The organism is Sphaerisporangium krabiense (assembly GCF_014200435.1).
GTDB lineage: Bacteria > Actinomycetota > Actinomycetes > Streptosporangiales > Streptosporangiaceae > Sphaerisporangium > Sphaerisporangium krabiense.
The window spans coordinates 1,229,296-1,245,729 of sequence record NZ_JACHBR010000001.1 but is presented as its reverse complement, the minus strand read 5'-3'; the positions used below and the strand labels follow the sequence as shown (position 1 = coordinate 1,245,729).

Annotated in this window: 17 protein-coding genes; 7 read left to right on the top strand and 10 right to left on the bottom strand. The window is 70.1% G+C overall.

What is annotated here, in order from left to right; translation table 11 throughout:
- Positions 1-45 precede the first annotated feature (45 nt).
- Positions 46-705: a class I SAM-dependent methyltransferase gene (locus BJ981_RS05415; RefSeq protein WP_184608618.1), complete on the bottom strand. Its 660-nt coding sequence runs from the start codon at positions 703-705 to the stop codon at positions 46-48.
- Between the two features lie 216 nt (positions 706-921).
- Between BJ981_RS05415 and rfbC the strand changes: the two genes are divergently transcribed.
- Positions 922-1,530 carry a dTDP-4-dehydrorhamnose 3,5-epimerase gene (gene rfbC, locus BJ981_RS05410; RefSeq protein ID WP_184608616.1) on the top strand — a complete coding sequence of 203 codons (609 nt, stop codon included), beginning with the start codon at positions 922-924 and terminating at the stop codon, positions 1,528-1,530.
- A 391-nt stretch (positions 1,531-1,921) separates the two neighbouring features.
- Positions 1,922-3,631, top strand: a complete 1,710-nt coding sequence (locus BJ981_RS05405) for a DUF4082 domain-containing protein (RefSeq protein ID WP_184608614.1) — start codon at positions 1,922-1,924, stop codon at positions 3,629-3,631.
- A gap of 62 nt (positions 3,632-3,693) precedes the next feature.
- Here the strand turns inward: BJ981_RS05405 and BJ981_RS05400 are convergent, their stop codons facing one another.
- The 3 genes from BJ981_RS05400 to BJ981_RS05390 all read right to left on the bottom strand — a co-directional run bounded on the left by BJ981_RS05400 (position 3,694) and on the right by BJ981_RS05390 (position 6,223).
- Positions 3,694-4,299, bottom strand: a complete 606-nt coding sequence (locus tag BJ981_RS05400; RefSeq protein WP_184608612.1) for an AmiS/UreI family transporter — start codon at positions 4,297-4,299, stop codon at positions 3,694-3,696.
- A 154-nt stretch (positions 4,300-4,453) separates the two neighbouring features.
- Positions 4,454-5,665, bottom strand: coding sequence for an acetamidase/formamidase family protein (locus BJ981_RS05395; RefSeq protein ID WP_239139441.1), 1,212 nt, complete (start codon positions 5,663-5,665; stop codon positions 4,454-4,456).
- 126 nt (positions 5,666-5,791) lie between these two features.
- The gene (locus BJ981_RS05390; RefSeq protein WP_184608609.1) at positions 5,792-6,223 is read right to left on the bottom strand and encodes a MarR family winged helix-turn-helix transcriptional regulator; all 432 of its coding nucleotides are present in this window, start codon (positions 6,221-6,223) and stop codon (positions 5,792-5,794) included.
- A 90-nt stretch (positions 6,224-6,313) separates the two neighbouring features.
- On the opposite strand from BJ981_RS05390, the gene BJ981_RS05385 reads away from it, so the two are divergent.
- Positions 6,314-7,375, top strand: coding sequence for a substrate-binding domain-containing protein (locus BJ981_RS05385; RefSeq protein ID WP_239139442.1), 1,062 nt, complete (start codon positions 6,314-6,316; stop codon positions 7,373-7,375).
- On the opposite strand, the gene BJ981_RS05380 is transcribed toward BJ981_RS05385, so the two are convergent.
- The 5 genes from BJ981_RS05380 to BJ981_RS39025 all read right to left on the bottom strand — a co-directional run bounded on the left by BJ981_RS05380 (position 7,333) and on the right by BJ981_RS39025 (position 12,544).
- Positions 7,333-8,565: a globin domain-containing protein gene (locus BJ981_RS05380; protein ID WP_184608606.1), complete on the bottom strand. Its 1,233-nt coding sequence runs from the start codon at positions 8,563-8,565 to the stop codon at positions 7,333-7,335. The genes BJ981_RS05385 and BJ981_RS05380 overlap by 43 nt on opposite strands.
- A 72-nt stretch (positions 8,566-8,637) precedes the next feature.
- Entirely contained in the window at positions 8,638-9,081 is a 444-nt protein-coding gene (locus BJ981_RS05375) for an RrF2 family transcriptional regulator (protein ID WP_184608604.1), read from the bottom strand.
- 110 nt (positions 9,082-9,191) lie between these two features.
- On the bottom strand, positions 9,192-10,265 hold the full coding sequence (locus BJ981_RS05370) for a 2-oxoacid:ferredoxin oxidoreductase subunit beta (protein ID WP_184608602.1): 1,074 nt from the start codon (positions 10,263-10,265) through the stop codon (positions 9,192-9,194).
- Positions 10,258-12,111 (bottom strand): 2-oxoacid:acceptor oxidoreductase subunit alpha, encoded by a 1,854-nt coding sequence (locus tag BJ981_RS05365; protein WP_184608600.1) that lies wholly within the window; start codon positions 12,109-12,111, stop codon positions 10,258-10,260. The genes BJ981_RS05370 and BJ981_RS05365 overlap by 8 nt, the downstream gene beginning before the upstream one ends.
- Before the next feature lie 343 nt (positions 12,112-12,454).
- Positions 12,455-12,544 (bottom strand): putative leader peptide, encoded by a 90-nt coding sequence (locus tag BJ981_RS39025; RefSeq protein ID WP_311745338.1) that lies wholly within the window; start codon positions 12,542-12,544, stop codon positions 12,455-12,457.
- Positions 12,545-13,077: 533 nt separating this feature from the next.
- Between BJ981_RS39025 and BJ981_RS05360 the strand changes: the two genes are divergently transcribed.
- Genes BJ981_RS05360 through nuoH form a run of 4 tightly spaced genes read left to right on the top strand, consistent with a single transcriptional unit; the run spans position 13,078 to position 15,612 of the window.
- Positions 13,078-13,449 (top strand): NADH-quinone oxidoreductase subunit A, encoded by a 372-nt coding sequence (locus BJ981_RS05360; protein ID WP_184608599.1) that lies wholly within the window; start codon positions 13,078-13,080, stop codon positions 13,447-13,449.
- A gap of 33 nt (positions 13,450-13,482) precedes the next feature.
- A complete protein-coding gene (locus BJ981_RS05355; RefSeq protein ID WP_443729011.1) occupies positions 13,483-14,043 on the top strand; it encodes an NADH-quinone oxidoreductase subunit B in 561 nt (186 codons plus the stop codon).
- A complete protein-coding gene (locus tag BJ981_RS05350) occupies positions 14,040-14,666 on the top strand; it encodes an NADH-quinone oxidoreductase subunit C (protein ID WP_184608597.1) in 627 nt (208 codons plus the stop codon). The genes BJ981_RS05355 and BJ981_RS05350 overlap by 4 nt, the downstream gene beginning before the upstream one ends.
- Positions 14,659-15,612 (top strand): NADH-quinone oxidoreductase subunit NuoH, encoded by a 954-nt coding sequence (nuoH, locus tag BJ981_RS05345; protein ID WP_184608595.1) that lies wholly within the window; start codon positions 14,659-14,661, stop codon positions 15,610-15,612. Before BJ981_RS05350 ends, nuoH begins: the two co-directional genes overlap by 8 nt.
- Here nuoH and BJ981_RS05340 read toward each other — a convergent pair.
- Entirely contained in the window at positions 15,609-16,352 is a 744-nt protein-coding gene (locus tag BJ981_RS05340) for an SDR family NAD(P)-dependent oxidoreductase (RefSeq protein ID WP_184608593.1), read from the bottom strand. The genes nuoH and BJ981_RS05340 overlap by 4 nt on opposite strands.
- Positions 16,353-16,434 lie beyond the last annotated feature (82 nt).

The window sequence follows — 16,434 nt, the reverse complement described above, 5'->3', positions numbered from 1 at the left end:
CATCCGTCCCAAGAGTCACAGGAGTGTCCCTTCGGCTTCGGCGCCTCAGTGGGTCTTCATCGCGATGACGGACTTCACCAGCCCCCCGAGGCGTTCGAAGCGGATGGTGGAGGAGGGGAAGTAGTGCCGCATCTCGGTGATGCTGAGCAGCTCGACCTCCATGACGATGTTGCGGGCGGCCACGCGGTCGGAGGTGGGGGTGTGCACCAGCGGCCAGCGGCGCAGCAGGGAGGTGCGCATCGCGATCGGCATGTACTGGAAGAACGGGAACAGGAAGTGCGGCTCGACCGGGAAGTACCGGTACGGCGTCTGCACCCAGTGCAGGTCCGCCAGGCGCTGCACCGAGTCGGCGAACATCTGGCGGCGCAGGTGCCCGCCGACGTGCTCGATGACCGCGTTGGAGAAGACGAGGTCGTACTTGGTGCCCAGGATCTCGCGGGGCAGCTCGCACGCGTCCGCCACGTCCGCCCGCAGCCATGACGGCAGGTCGGCCGGGGGCTTCTCCAGGTTGACGACGTGAACGTGCGCCGGGCGTACCGGGGCGCGCATCCACGCGCCGGCCGTGCCTCCGAGGTCGATCACCGACATGGACGACAGGTCGGGGAAGTTCTGGGCGAACCAGTGCCAGCGGCGGGTCCGCGCCTTGGCGCCGAGCGAGTCGGGGGCGTCGACGAAGCGGCTCCGGAGAGCGTTCAGCCGGCTCATGGTCTCTCCTAGGCGGCGAGTACGGGCGGAGACTCCAAGGTGGAGACTTCGGATTACGGGAGAGCCGTCTGCTTGGGACGGGCCGGGATCGCCGGGGGAGAGGCTCCGGCACGTTCCAATCAGACCGCGCCAACTATCGCAGAAGGGCGCACACTACTGTCGCACGCCCGGGTCATTGGATAGCGCACCGAGATGGGAGATGTCACTCTTGGGCACGTGAAGGAACTCAGCATCAGTGGCGCGTACCTCTACACCCCCGCCATCCATGGAGACGAAAGAGGAACGTTCCTGGAGTGGTTCCGTGCCGACCGGTTGCGTGAGGCCGTCGGGCACGACCTGAACCTCGCCCAGGGAAACCTGTCCATCTCGCGGCGCGGCGTCATCCGCGGCGTCCACTTCGCCGAGGTGCCCCCGGGCCAGGCCAAGTTCGTCACCTGCGTCTCCGGCAGGGTGATGGACGTCGTCGTCGACATCCGCGTGGGATCGCCCACCTTCGGCCGGTGGCAGTCCGTCGAGCTGAACGATCAGGAAAGGCAGGGCGTGTACGTCGGTGAGGGGCTCGGCCACGCCTTCATGGCGCTGACCGACCAGGCGAGCGTGGTGTACGTGTGCTCCGAGCCCTACGCGCCCTCGCGCGAGCACGGGATCCACCCCCTCGACCCGGCCGTCGGCATCGTCTGGCCGCAGGACGTGGAGCCGTTGCTCTCCCCCAAGGACTCCGTCGCGCCCACGCTGGAGGAGGCCAGGGACAAGGGGCTTCTGCCGGTGTACGACGACTGCGTGGCCTATTACGCGCGGCTGAGAGGCGGGCGGCCGGCCGTCTGATGATCTTTTCTGGCCGGGCGGCTTTGAGAAAGATCATTTCTCTGGCCGCCCGGTTTGACGGCGCGCGTCGCCGGTATTGACCGGCGGCGGTCTTGCATACCACACATTCGGATGGCTCCGATCCAGGAATTGTGGTGCCGGAATCACGCTTTCCATGCTGAATTCAGCGGATTAACCGCTTAAAGATGGCTGTTCCGGTTGTCACACCGTTTCCCAACCGCAACAATGGCCTCGCACTGAACATGATCGGAGTCCGGCGCCCGAGAAAGCGCCGGAGGTGGAGGCTCGGGTAGTGAGCAATCCCCGGCATGCGGACGGGCCGCGCGAGCGACGCGGGCCCGCTTCCGTTGAACCTCGATCCGGCGGGGCTCGTTTCCCCGTGCTGGGAAAGGTGTCATTGCTGGCGGCCGCCGCGGTCATCGGCGCGACCGTCACGGTGGTCGTCATCAACAAGAAGGACACGGCGGAACCCGCCGGGTCCGTGGTCAACGCGGCTCCCGTCTCGACGGAAGTGACGCTGGAGACCAGCCTCTGGAAGTCGCGCAAGGTCGTCAAGGGCGCGTCCAAGGCCGAGAACGCCCCGCTCGAACTGGGCACCCGCTTCAAGGCGAGCCGCAACGGCGAGGTCGCGGGCGTCCGCTTCTACAAGCCCGCCTCCGAGCGCGGCACGCACCGCGGCAGCCTGTGGGACTCCGACGGCAAGCTCCTCGCGAAGGTGACCTTCAAGGGCGAGACCCGCAGCGGCTGGCAGCAGGCGATGTTCGACAAGCCCGTCCCGGTGACCGCCGGGCGCACGTATACCGTCTCGTACCACACCCCTGACGGCCGTTACGTGGCCTCGGCCGGCGTCTTCGACGAGCCGGTCACGGAGGGGCCGCTGACCGGCCAGGCCGGCGTGTTCGGCGTCGGCCCCGGCGGGTACCCGTCCCAGGTCCACCGCAAGAAGGTGAGCTACTGGGTCGACGTGGTGTTCCGGCACCGCGAGTGGCGCCGGCACCGCCCGCGTCCGCACGGGTCCCCGACGGCCTCGCCGTCGTCCTCGGCGACCCAGGGAAGCCCGTCGGCGAGCCCGACGTCCAGCGGGTCGGCCGAGCCCACGCTCACCGCGAGCCCCACGCCCACGCTGACGGGCGGCGGCGACCCGACCCCGACCGGGTCGAGTTCCCCGAGCGGCTCGCCGTCGGCGACCGCCACCAGGACCCGCACCCCGTCGCCGTCGCCGAGCGCCACGAGGACCCGGACGCCGTCCCCGTCCCCGAGCGCCACCAAGACCCGCACGCCGACGCCGTCCCCGACCAAGCCGAGCGAGGAGCCGACGAGCAAGCCGCCGACCGGCAACTTCCCCAACGCGTCGACCACCGGGGTCTCCTCCGGCGTCACGCTGGAGAAGAGCGGCTCGGTGCGGGTCACCAAGGACGGCACGGTGGTCGAGAACCTCGAGGTCAAGGGCGAGATCAACATCGAGGCCGACAACGTGACCATCCGCAACGTCCGCCTCGCGGCGGCCCCCGGCGACTGGGGCATCATCCAGCGCCAGGGCAGCAGCGGTCTCACCGTCGAGGACAGCGAGATCTTCGGCAACGGCAGCCAGCGGACGCAGTTCGGCATCCTCAACCAGGGCGGCGACCTGACGGTCAGGCGCGTGGACATCCACACGATCAGCAACGGCATCCTGACCGAGCAGGGCCTCATCGAGGACTCCTACCTGCACGATCCGAAGTACTTCTCCGGCGACCACACCGACATGATCATGTGTACGTCGGGCCCGCCGTCCGGGGAGAAGCTGGTGATCCGCAACAACACGGTCGTCAACACCCTTGAGCAGACCGGCGCGGTGGCCCTCTTCCAGGACTTCGGCGTCGTCCGCAACGTCACGGTCGAGGGCAACTTCCTGGCCGGCGGCGGCTACTCGATCTACGCGGGCGCCGGAAGCAAGGGCACCTCGTCCAACATCAAGGTCATCGACAACGTCTTCAGCAAGGACGTCTGGCCCAAGGGCGGCTACAACGGCCACGCCGCCTACTGGGACAAGAACGGCTCCGGCAACGTCTGGAGCGGCAACGTCTGGGAGGACGGCAAGCCGGTGAACGCCCCGAGCTGACCCTCGGCGCGCCGACGGCCACCCCGACCTGCCTGGAAGGGGTGGCCGTCGCCGTCGCGACCTCAGGCCGCACTCGTACGCCGGCCGGGCACACGCCCGGCCCACCACAGCACGGCGAGTGCGACGACGGTGAGCACGGCGGCGATCAGGGCCGCCCCCGTCGAGTCGCGCCACAGCCCGGTGAGCGCGAGCGCGGCCGGAACGGCGGCCGTGAGCACGCCTTCGGCGACCGCGACCAATCCGGTGAAGCGGCTGAGTCTCGTATGCCCGAGAGCGAGCACCAGGAAGAAGAGGAACCACAGCAGGGCCCAGGCGAGCCAGATGACCGTGAACACCCGGCCGCCGGTCTGCCAGGTGTAGACGGCGTACCCCACGGCGGCGGCCGCGACGAAGAGCGAGAACCAGCCGAGCCCCTCCCCTGGCCACCCCGTCGCGGCGTTGATGCCCACCCACAGGTAGGTGAAGCCGAACAGGTAGAGCCCGGCGGCCCCGGCGATGATCGCCCGGTCGCCGTCGGCCGTCATGATGAGAAACGTCGGCGTCACCACCTGCAGTGCGCCGACGAAGAAGTTGAGCGGAGCCGCCGCCTTGTCCGTGATCGCGCCGAGAAGCATGATGCCGTTGATGATCAGCACCGCGCCGACGAACAACAGTCCCACGTCGCTCATGCCAGATGCGCTCTCCTCTTTCGTGGGGGGATCCGGCCCTCAGCCGGGGTGATCGGAACCGTGCCCGGGCCTGGGTGATGTACCGAGCCCGGTGTTTCGCGGCGGTTCCGGGGCGCCCGCCCCAGAGTGGTGCGGGCACCCCGGCAGGGATGACTCAGGACGGCAGGATGTCCTTGTCGAAGATGTCCAGCGGCACCTTCAGCGTCACCGCGGCGTTCGGGATGTCGACGATGCCGCCCACGTGCATCTCGCAGGGCGCGACGGAGATGATCGTGTACGCCTGCTCCGGCGTGTAGCCGAACTTGCCGAGATACTCGATCGCCTGCTCGACGGCGTCCACGGCGGCGGCGGTCGCGTCAAGGTACTTCTGATCCGTGCCGCGGGCGGACAGGCCACTGAAGCTCAGGTACCGAGTGCCCAGGTTCGGGTCAACAGGGGAGGGGCGGAGCATCGGCGTGCGGATGCCGTACCGTGCCATGCCGCCCTTGATGACGTTGAAGCGGAACCAGCCGATGCCGTCCATCTCGATGGCGTTCCAGGTGATCTCACCGTCGCCCTCGGAGAAGTGGAAGTCCCCCGTGGAGAACAGCGCACCCTCCACGAACACGGGGAAGTACACCCGCGACCCGCGAGAGAGGTTCTTGATGTCGAGGTTGCCGCCGTTCTCCCGGGGCGGCACGGTCCGCGCGGCGGTGGCGGCGACGCGTTCCCACTCCGCCCCCTCCAGCGTGCGCAGGACGGCGGTGGACGTCGCCGTGCTTCGGGGGCCGGCCAGTCCCTGGTCGATGAGGGGATCCTCGCGCTCGTTCCAGATGCGCAGCAGATCGTGCGACGGGGCCACGCCGATGACGCCGGGGTGGCTGATGGCCGGGATCTCCACACCGGGGATCTGGCGGCTGGTGGCGAACAGCCCGTGCAGGTCCCAGACGGTCTTGTAGCCCCGGGGGAACCAGGAGGCGAGTGGGCCGCCCATGCCCGGCAGGATGTTGGAGTAGCCGATGCCGGAGAGGGGCTGGACGTCGAGCACGTCCACCACCAGCAGGTCGCCCGGCTCGGCGCCGTCGACCTTGACCGGGCCGGCGATGGGGTGGGTGCGGGTCAGGTCGAAGTCACGGATGTCCTGCTCGTCGTCGACGTCCTTGAGCTGGTAGTCGTCGTAGCCGGGGGCCTCGAGGATCACCTCGTCGCCGGGGCCGAGCTCGTGCAGCGGCGGGATGTCGGGATGCCACCGGTTGTGCCCGAGCTCCTTCTGCTCCGCCAGCGGTACTCCGACCTCGCAGCGGTAGTGCGGTACACCGAGATCGCGATCACGGAAGCGGGAGACACCCGAGCGGGTGAAGTCCACACCAGACAACGTGTCCTCCAAGGATCGAAGGGTGTGTGGTGCGGACGACATTAGTTCCATATGAAAATATGTCAAGTGGTTCTATCTCGGTGGGCCTGGACGACCGGGGGGCCGCGCACCGCAGAATCCTGAGTTGTCAGATACGACCTAGCCCCCGGCGAGCCGATCGAGGAGCATGCGCAACTGCGCCGCCTCCGCGGCGTCCAACCTTCGCAAGGACGCGGCCAGGGCGTCGGCGACACGTGAGGCGAGCTCGCGGTGCACCTCGGCGCCGCGCTCACTCAGCCGTACGAGCACACGGCGCCGGTCGGTGTGGTCGAGATTGCGATAGATGTACGCCCGGTCGACCAGCCGGTCGACCGCCCGGGTGAGCGTGGGACCCGTGATGACGGCCGCGGCGGCGATCTCGCTCATCGCCAGTCCCTCCGTCGTCGCCAGCACGTCCAGCACCCGCCACTGGTCGAGCGTGAGTCCTGTCCCGGCGAGCGCTTGCCCGGTTTCGGTGTTGAGCCGCGCGGCGACGCGGTTGAGGGCGAGGGGCAGGACCCGGGACGCAACCTCGTCGTGCTCGGTCCGCATTTGCGGGCACCTCCTTGAAGGATCGTTCGTTCATAGTGATACTTCCAGATGGAGATTTCATTGTCTCGACAGCCACATGGAGGTGGTGTCGTGGCGAGGCGCTACCAGATCGGCCTGGTCATCCCGCTGCGGGGACCGGGCGGCATCTTCGGCCCGTCCTGTGAAGCGGTGGCCGATCTCGCGGCGGCCTACCTCAACGACAACGGCGGCATCCTCGGCAGGGAGGTCGCGATCGAGGTCGTCGACGCGAGCGGACCGCCGGCAGAGCTCCGCGGGAACATCGCCCGGCTGCTCGACGCGGGACGGATCGACGCGGTCACCGGGTGGCACATCTCGCCTGTCCGGGAGCACCTGTCCTCCGTCGTCGCCGACCGGGTTCCCTACGTCTACACATCGCTGTACGAGGGGGGCGAATCACGCCGCGGCATCTACTGCTCCGGAGAGACCCCCGGACTTCAGGTGGGTCCGGCGCTGCGCTGGCTGCGACAGAACCTGGGGCTGAGGCGCTGGGCGATCATCGGCTCCGACTACGTCTGGCCCAGGCGCACGGCGCGCGTGGTGCGCGAATACTGTCTGCCGCTGGGATTCGACCTCGTCGAGGAGATCTACGTTCCGTACGGCACCCCGAGCTTCGCGTCCACGCTGCCGCGACTGGAGAACAGCGGCGCCGAGGGCGTCCTCATGCTCATGGTCGGCAGTGACGCGGTGAAGTTCAACCGGGCCTTCGCCCGGCGCGGCCTGCACGAGCGCATGGTGCGCTTCGCTCCGCTCATGGAGGAGAACATGCTCCTCGCCAGCGGGGCGGCCGCCACCGGCAACCTTTTCGTCGCGGCCGGCTACTTCAAATCCCTCGCCACCGCCGACGCGCTCGACCTCATGTCGGCCTACGTGCGGCGCTTCGGATCCGGCGCCCCGCCGCTGAACAACGCGGCGGAGTCCTGTTACGAGGGCATCATGACCCTGGCCGCGTTGAGCGAGCGGGCCCGGTCGGCGGAGGTGGGAGACATCGTCCGGCACTCCGCGGGCGTCGGCTACGAGGGGCCGCGCGGCACGATGACGATCTCCGGCGGGCACGCTCGCCAGACCGTCTACCTGGCCGCGGCGGGCGGCTACGAGTTCGACGTCATCGACGCGCTCGACCCGATGGTCTGACCATCCCGTTCGAGCCCCAGGTCGGGGCCGAAGACCTCGTAGTGGACGCGGGAGGCGGGCACTCCGCGCCGGAGCAGTTGCGTGCGCACCGAGCGCATGAACGGGACCGGCCCGCAGAGGTAGGCCCGGGTGTCGTGGGGGATCTCGATGTCCGACAGGTCGGCGAGACCGACGCGCTCGGCGGGCCACGGTCCCTCGGGGTGCTCGTACCACACGTGGGTGACCGCGTGCGGGATCTTCTCGGTCAGTCGGCCGAGGTCGGCGCGGAACGGGTGGGTGCGTTCCGAGCGGTCGGCGTGGACCACGGTCACCGGGCGCGTGGCGCCGGACGCGGCCAGGTGGGCGAGCATGCTGATCATCGGAGTGCAGCCGATGCCGGCCGAGGCGAGCAGCAGGGGGCTGTCGGTGTCGTCGAGCACCACGTCCCCGAACGGCGCGCTCACCGTGAGCAGGTCGTTCTCGCGGACGTTGGCGTGCAGCCAGTTCGACACCTCGCCCGCGGGGTCGCCGGTCACGCGCTTCACCGAGATCCACCGGTCGGCGCCGCCGGGCGCGCAGGACAGGCTGTACTGCCGGATCTGGCGGGCCCCGTCGGGCAGTTCGACCTGCACCGAGACGTACTGGCCCGGCCGGAACGGCGGGACCGGGCCGCCGTCGGCGGGGCGCAGCGCGAAGGTCGCCACGTCGGGGGTCTCCTCGGTCCGGCCCACCACCTCCCAGGGCCGCCAGACATCCCCTCCGGTCACTCCGGCCCGCGCGTACAGGCGCGCTTCGAGGGCGATCAGGGCGCCGGCCATCAGCCAGTACACCTCGTCCCATGCGGCGGCGACCTCCTCGGTGACGGCGTCGCCGAGCACGTCGGCGATGGCGGCGAACAGGTGCCGGCGCACGATCGGGTACTGGTCGGGGGTGACGCCCAGGGAGGCGTGCTTGTGGGCGATGCGGGCGAGCATCTCGTCGGGGCGCCGGTCGGGGTGTTCGACCAGCATCGAGGCGAAGGTGGCGATGGAGCGCGCCAGCGCGCGGCTCTGGGCGGCGTTGGCCTGGTTGCCGCGGTTGAACAGGTCGCGGAGGAGTTCGGGGTGCGCGGTGAATATCCGGTGATAGAAGACGGGCGTGATCTGCTCGATGTGCTCGGCCACGACGGGAAGGGTGGCGCGGACGACGGCTGCGGACTGCTCGGTCAACATCGCGACTCCTTAATATGCATCTGAGATTCGTATTTTACGGCGGAGGGCCACCGGGTCCCTCGGCGGGTCCGGCTATCTGCGGGCGGGCATGAGCAGGTTCACCAGCCCCGGCCTCGCCGGGTCGCCGACGAGGTCCTGGATGGTCAGCGGGTCGAGGCTGGCGTAGAAGGCCTCCTGTGCGTCGCGCAGCGCGGCACGCAGGCGACACGCCGCGCGCAACGGGCAGGGGGGCGAGTCCTCACAGCCCACCACCTCGCCGGAACCTTCGAGCTCGCGCACCAGGCGGCCGACCGAGGCCCGCCGTCCGGCGCTCGTGATCTCAAGGCCGCCGCCCCGCCCGCGCCTGGCCTCCACGACCCCCAGGTGCTGAAGCCTGCTCACCACCTTGGCGACGTGGGTGTACGGGGCGGCCACCGACTCCGCCACCTCTCGCGACGTGGGCGCCACCGCCGTGTCGACGACGGCCAGGCGCATGGTGACGCGCAACGCCAGATCGGTGAACTTCGTCAACCGCATGCCATGACGCTATCAAACTGGAATTTAGGATGCTTATTCTGGGATGCCCTCAAGCGAAACGCCCTCCACGGACGGATCCGTGGAGGGCGTCGCCGCTTCTCGGGCGCGGGTCAGCTCACGACCCAGGTGTCCCCGCCGCGCAGCAGGTCCGCCAGGTCGCCGGCACCGCGCTGCTCGGTGGCGTGCTCGAGCTGCTCGGCCATCAGCGTGTCGTACGCCGGGCGGTCGACCGAGCGGAAGACGCCGATCGGCACGTGCTCGAACGCCGGCTCGTCCAGCCGGGACAGCGCGAACGCCACCGACGGGTCCGGGGCGTGCGCGTCGTGTACCAGGATCTCGCCCTCGGGGACCGAGGCGCGGTCCACGACCTCGATGCCGCCGCCGGGCCCGCGGCGCACGGCCTTGGACGCCGAGACGATCGGCTGCCCGTGCTCCAGCCGCAGCGTGATGTCGTCACGCAGCCCCGGGTCCTTGAGCTGGTCGAACGCGCCATCGTTGTAGATGTTGCAGTTCTGGTAGATCTCGACCAGGCTCGCGCCCCGGTGGGAGGCCGCCTCGCGCAGCACCGACTGCAGGTGCTTGCGGTCGGAGTCGATCGTGCGGGCCACGAAGCTCGCCTCGGCGCCGAGCGCCAGCGAGATCGGGTTGAACGGCTTGTCCAGCGACCCCATCGGCGTCGACTTGGTGATCTTGCCGACCTCGGAGGTCGGGGAGTACTGGCCCTTGGTCAGCCCGTAGATCCTGTTGTTGAACAGCAGGATGTTCAGGTTGACGTTGCGGCGCAGCGCGTGGATCAGGTGGTTGCCGCCGATCGACAGGGCGTCGCCGTCCCCGGTGATCACCCAGACCGACAGGTCGGGGCGCGAGGCGGCCAGGCCGGTGGCGATGGCCGGGGCCCTGCCGTGGATCGAGTGGAAACCGTAGGTGTTGAGGTAGTACGGGAAGCGCGAGGAGCAGCCGATCCCGGAGATGAAGACGATGTTCTCGCGCCGCAGCCCGAGCTCCGGCAGGAAGGACTGCACGGCGGCCAGGATGGCGTAGTCGCCGCACCCCGGGCACCAGCGGACCTCCTGGTCGCTCTTGAAGTCCTTCAGCGTCTGCTTCTCGGTCGTCCTCGGGATGAGCGCGAGCCCGCTGCGCCCCTCGGGGGCCTTGATGTGCCCGTTGGTCGCGATATCACTCACTGTCGATCACGTCCTGGATCACTCCGGCCAGCTCCTCGGCCTTGAAGGGAAGACCACGTACACGGTTGTAACTGATGACGTCCACCAGGAATTTCGCCCGCAGCAACAACGCGAGCTGGCCGAGGTTGATCTCGGGCAGCAGCACCTTGTCGTACGAGCGCAGCACCTCGCCGGTGTTGGACGGCAGCGGGTTGAGGTGGCGGATGTGGGTCTGGGCGACCTTGCCGCCGGCCTTGCGCACCCGCCGCACCGCCGCGGCGATCGGCCCGTAGGTGGAGCCCCAGCCGAGGACCAGCACCCGCGCGTCGCCGTCGGGGTCGTCGACCTCCAGCGGCGGGATGTCCTGCGCGATGCCCTCGATCTTCGCCTGACGGAGCCGGACCATGCGGTCGTGGTTGTTGGGGTCGTAGGAGATGTTGCCCGTGCCGTCGGCCTTCTCGATGCCGCCGATGCGGTGTTCGAGGCCCGGCGTGCCCGGGACGGCCCACGGGCGGGCCAGGGTCTCCGGGTCGCGGCGGAACGGCAGGTAGGTCTCGCCGTCGTCGCCGTTCGGCGTCACGGTGAACTCGACCGAGATGTCCGGCAGCTCGTCGATCTCGGGCAGCCGCCACGGCTCGGAGCCGTTGGCCAGGTAGCCGTCGGACAGCAGCATGACCGGCGTGCGGTACTTCACCGCGATGCGGGCGGCCTCGACCGCCGCGTGGAAGCAGTCCGAGGGCGTGGACGGCGCGACGATCGGCACGGGCGACTCGCCGTTGCGGCCGAACATGGCCATGAGCAGGTCGGTCTGCTCGGTCTTGGTCGGCATGCCCGTGGACGGGCCGGCGCGCTGGACGTCCACCACCAGGAGCGGCAGCTCGGTGGCGACGGCCAGGCCCACCGTCTCGGCCTTCAGCGCCACGCCGGGCCCCGAGGTGGTGGTCACGCCGAGCGCGCCGCCGAACGCCGCGCCGAGCGCGGCGCCCACGCCCGCGATCTCGTCCTCCGCCTGGAAGGTGCGGATGCCGAACCGCTTGTGCTTGGACAGCTCGTGCAGGATGTCGGACGCCGGCGTGATCGGGTAGGACCCGAGGAACAGCGGCAGCTTGGCCTGCACGGCGGCGGCGATGAGGCCGTACGCCAGGGCCTGGTTGCCCGAGATGTTGCGGTACAGGCCCGGCGCCAGGCGGGCGGGCTTGATCTCGTAGGACACCGAGAACGACTCGGTGGTCTCGCCGTAGTTCCAGCCGGCCTGGAAGGCGGCGATGTTGGCCTTGGCGATCTCGGGCATCTTGGCGAACTTGGCCTCGAGGAACTTGACCGTCGCCTCGGTCGGCCGGTGGTACAGCCAGGACAGCAGGCCGAGCGCGAACATGTTCTTCGCCCGCTCGGCGTCCTTCTTGGAGATGTCGAAGCCTTCGAGGGCCTTGACCGTCAGCGAGGTCAGCGGCACGGCGTGCACGCGCCACTCGCCGAGCGACCCGTCCTCGACGGGGCTGGCGGCGTAGCCGACCTTCTGCAGGTTGCGCTTGGTGAACTCGTCGGTGTTGACGATGATGTCGGCGCCCCGGGGCAGGTCGCCCAGGTTGGCCTTCAGCGCGGCCGGGTTCATCGCGACCAGGACGTTGGGGGCGTCGCCGGGCGTGAGGATGTCGTGGTCGGCGAAGTGCAGCTGGAAGCTGGACACCCCGGGGAGCGTGCCGGCGGGGGCGCGGATCTCGGCGGGGAAGTTGGGAAGGGTGGACAGGTCGTTCCCGAACTGCGCGGTCTCCGCCGTGAAGCGATCACCGGTCAGCTGCATGCCGTCGCCGGAGTCTCCCGCGAAGCGGATGATCACGCGGTCGAGTTGCTGAACCTGCTTGGTCACAGCTCGGTCCTCCTCGACGCGTCTGGGCGCCGTCGCTCGTGGCACGTATACATTTCCATGCTAGATCCCTTGGGGCTGCGCGGGCTTCTTTACGCATGCGCGTCGGACAGCGGTCGGCCCGTGTCCGTGCCGTCCCTGTGACGCGCCGGTGTCGGCCGGGCCGGAGGGCCCGCCCTGATGGAACGGTGGGGGAGCCGGTGGCGCGGGGCGCGCGCCGTACCGGTTGCGGCTCAGGTCGGTACGCGGCGGGTGACCACCGCAGGGGGGTCCGGGAAGCCGGAGAGCCCTGGTGGCCACGCGAGCAAGGATCGCCCGGAAAGCCCGGGCAGCCTGGAAAGCACGGTCACGACCGGAAACCGCCCTCGGTACACAGCCCTGCCGCGAGCCGGCACAGGTCGACGTGCAGCCGGGAGTAGAGCGCGTTTCGGGTCACGGTCACCAACTATATGTCTTCGTCCATGGTCGCTCCGAGGGTGGTGGGAGTGTGCTGGGTCACGCCGGGGCCGCACGGGGTCGCTCCGGAGTGGAAGTGGGGTGGACTTCGTCGGTCGTTCCCGAGCACTTCGTGCGGTCGTCGCGGATACCCGTCATCCCTGGCCGGCGTGCGTTCGCGGCCCGCGGTCGCGGACCTGGCCCTGCGCCATGGCTCCCGGCCCGTACGGTGCCGGGAAGGTCACGAAAGTGTGGCCCCGAGATCCCCGGCGCGGCCGGGGATCTCGGGTGCGGGCGCCATGACGTCCGGTTGAGCACGCGAAGTAGGGATTTACCGGTGTTTTGTGTGACCAGGGATCGGCTTTTGACCGCGACGGGTAGCGTCGAGGTGACGGAAAGCGACGCGTGCCCTCGCCTTCGCCGCCGCGCGGGATTCTTCGCGGACGGCCGCCCGCCGCCGGGCTACGATCACATCCGAGGCCGCCGGCCACGCCACGAGGCGCCTGCCGCCGAGGCCGCCAGGTAGGAGGCCGTGTGGACGGATATTTCGGTTCCTACGCGCTCGTCGCGGTCCTGTTCGCGATCGGCGCCGCCGTCTTCGCCGGAGCGCTGCTCGCCAACCGCCTCGTGAGCCCGAGCCGCCCCACCGCCGAGAAGCTCCTGACCTACGAGTGCGGCGTCGACCCGGTCGGCGAGGGGTGGGCGCAGTCGCAGATCCGCTACTACGTCTTCACCTACCTCTACGTCGTGTTCGCCGTGGACGCGGTCTTCCTGTTCCCCTGGGCGACCGTCTTCGCCGCGCCCGGCTTCGGCATGACCACGCTGGTCGAGATGTTCGTCTTCCTGGCGTTCATCGCCCTCGGCATCCTGTACGCCTGGCGCAAGCGCGTCCTCGCCTGGACGTGACCCGCACCCGAGACAGAGGGGAGAATGCCTGACATGGCCGCCCGAGATCTCCCGATGCCGACGGTCGGGCCGGTGTCCCGGCTCGCGCCCAAGCCCATGCGCTTCATCCTCAACTGGGGCAGGCGCTACTCGCTCTGGGTGTTCAACTTCGGGCTCGCCTGCTGCGCCATCGAGTTCATCGCCACCTCGATGAGCCGCCACGACTTCATCCGCTTCGGCGTCATCCCGTTCGCCAACGGCCCCCGGCAGGCCGACCTCATGATCGTGTCGGGCACCGTCACCGACAAGATGGCCCCGGCCGTCAAGCGTCTCTACGAGCAGATGCCCGACCCCAAGTACGTCATCTCGTTCGGCGCCTGCTCCAACTGCGGCGGCCCCTACTGGGACTCCTACTGCGTCACCAAGGGAGTGGACCAGATCATCCCGGTCGACGTCTACGTCCCCGGCTGCCCGCCCCGTCCCGAGGCCCTGCTGTACGGGATCATGAAGCTGCAGGAGCGCATCGCGGCCGAGTCGCTCGGCGAGCGCTACACCGACGAGGACCCCGCCCAGGCGACGCACGGCTCCCCGGCCCCGGGGGACGTGAGCTCATGAGGGCCGCCGTCGAGGAGCGCTACGGCGCGCGCGCCGAGGTCTCGGAGTCCTTCGGCGAGACCACCGTCGACGTCGCGCCCGCCGACTGGCTCGACCTGCTGACCTTCGCCCGCGACGGGCTCGGCTGCGCGTTCTTCGACTGGCTGACCGGCGTGGACGACCCGCCCGGCGCGTTCCTGGTCGTCGCCCACCTCTTCGACCCCGTCCGGCACGTCCACCTGCTGGCCCGCACCCGCGTGCCGCGTGAGGCGCCCGTCCTGGCCAGCGCGACCGGCGTCTACCGCGGCGCCGACTGGCACGAGCGCGAGACGTTCGAGATGTTCGGCGTGATCTTCGAGGGGCACCCGAACCTGCGGCCCCTGCTGCTGCCCGACGGCTTCGAGGGGCACCCGCTGCGCAAGGAGTTCGTGCTCGCCTCGCGCGTGGCCAAGCCGTGGCCGGGGGCCAAGGAGCCCGGCGAGTCCGGGCAGGGCTCGCCCAGCCGCCGCAAGACCCTCCCGCCCGGCGTGCCGGCCGGCTGGGGGCCGCAGGCGGCCGCCTCGCCCGCGCCCACGCGCGGCCCGCGCGCCGTCCACCGCCGCGACGCCCCCGGGCCCGAGGACGGGAAGGACGCCGATGGCTGAGGTGCTCGACGTCGCGGTGCGGCTCCTGGTGATCGTCATCGCGTTCCTGGTGCTGCCGCTGATCGTCGGGCAGACCGAGCACAAGGCGATGGCCCACATGCAGTCCCGCCTCGGCCCCATGTACGCGGGCGGCTTCCACGGCTGGGCGCAGCTCATCGCCGACGGCGTGAAGTTCGTCCAGAAGGAGGACGTCATCCCGGCGGCGGCCGACCGCCGGGTGTTCGCGCTCGCCCCGGCCGTCGCGCTGGTGCCCTACCTCATCGTCATGATCGTCATCCCGGTGGGCCCCGGGCTGTACGGGGCCGACCTGGACGCCGGCCTGTTCTTCGTGCTCGCCGTGATGGGCGTCGGCGTGCTCGGCGCGATCATGGCCGGGTGGTCGTCGGCCAACAAGTACTCGGCGCTCGGCGGCATGCGGGCGGCGGCGCAGCTCATGTCGTACGAGCTGCCGCTGGTGCTCGCGGCCGCGTCGGTGGCCATGGCGGCCGGCACGTTGTCGCTGCCGGGCATCGTCGAGGCGTGGCGGTGGTGGTGGCTGCCCTGGCAGGCCGTCGGCGCGGTGGTCTTCTTCGTCGCGGGCCTCGCCGAGCTGCGCAGGCCGCCGTTCGACATGCCGATCGCCGACTCCGAGATCATCATGGGCCCGATGACCGAGTACACCGGCATCCGTTTCGCCCTGTTCATGCTGGCCGAGTACGTCGGCATCGTCGTGCTGTCGGCGCTCACGGCCGTGCTGTTCCTCGGCGGGTGGCAGGGGCCGCTGCTGCCGGGCCCGGTCTGGACGCTGCTCAAGGTCTTCGCGCTGGCGTTCGTGGTGATCTGGGTGCGCGTCAGCTTCCCGCGGCTGCGCGCCGACCAGCTCCAGAAGCTGGCCTGGGCGGGCCTGGTGCCGCTCGCGCTGTTCCAGCTCGCGCTCACGGGCGTGGTGAAGGTGCTCGCCGGCTAGCGGCCCAGCATCGCGCCGCCGTTGACGTGCAGGATCTGCCCGGTCAGGTAACCGGCCTCGGGCGAGGCGAGGTACTTGATCGTGGCCGCGATCTCGGCCGGGGCGCCCGGCCGCCCCACCAGGGTCTGCGCCACGCGCGACTGGACGAACTCCGGCGTCGCGCGCCCGCCGAAGAACTCGGTGTCCTCGACGTACCCCGGGGCCACGGCGTTGACCGTGACGCCGTCGGCGCCGAGGCGCTGGGCCAGCTCGTAGGTGTAGGCGTGCAGCGCGGCCTTGGCGCCGCCGTAGGACCCGGGGCCGCGCAGCGCGGCGATCGAGGACAGGTGGACGATCCGCCCGCCCGGCCGCCGCAGGTAGGGCAGCAGGCCCTCGGTGAGCAGCACGGCGGTGATGACGTTCGCCTCGAAGTTGGCCCGGTAGCCGTCCGCGACCCCGGCGGGCGTGCCGTCGTCGCCCCAGGCCACGTTGCCGCCCGCGTTGGTGACGACGACGTCGACCGGGCCGTGCAGGGCGACGGCCTCCACGGCGGCCTGCGCCTGCCCGGCGTCGGTCAGGTCGGCGGTGGCGAACGTCACCAGGTCGGCGCCGTGGGCGGTGTTCAGCTTGGCGGCGGCCTCCTTGAGCACCGCGGCGCGCCTGCCGATGATGATCACCTGGTCGCCGTCCGCGGCGAAGGCGGCGGCCGTCGCCAGGCCGATGCCGGTGCCTCCGCCGGACACCACTACCCGTCGCGCCATGCCAAGGCCCCTTTCTCTGGACACCGGATCATTCTTACCGTCTTGCGGGGAATCGTCACATCACTTCCCGGCCATCCGCGTC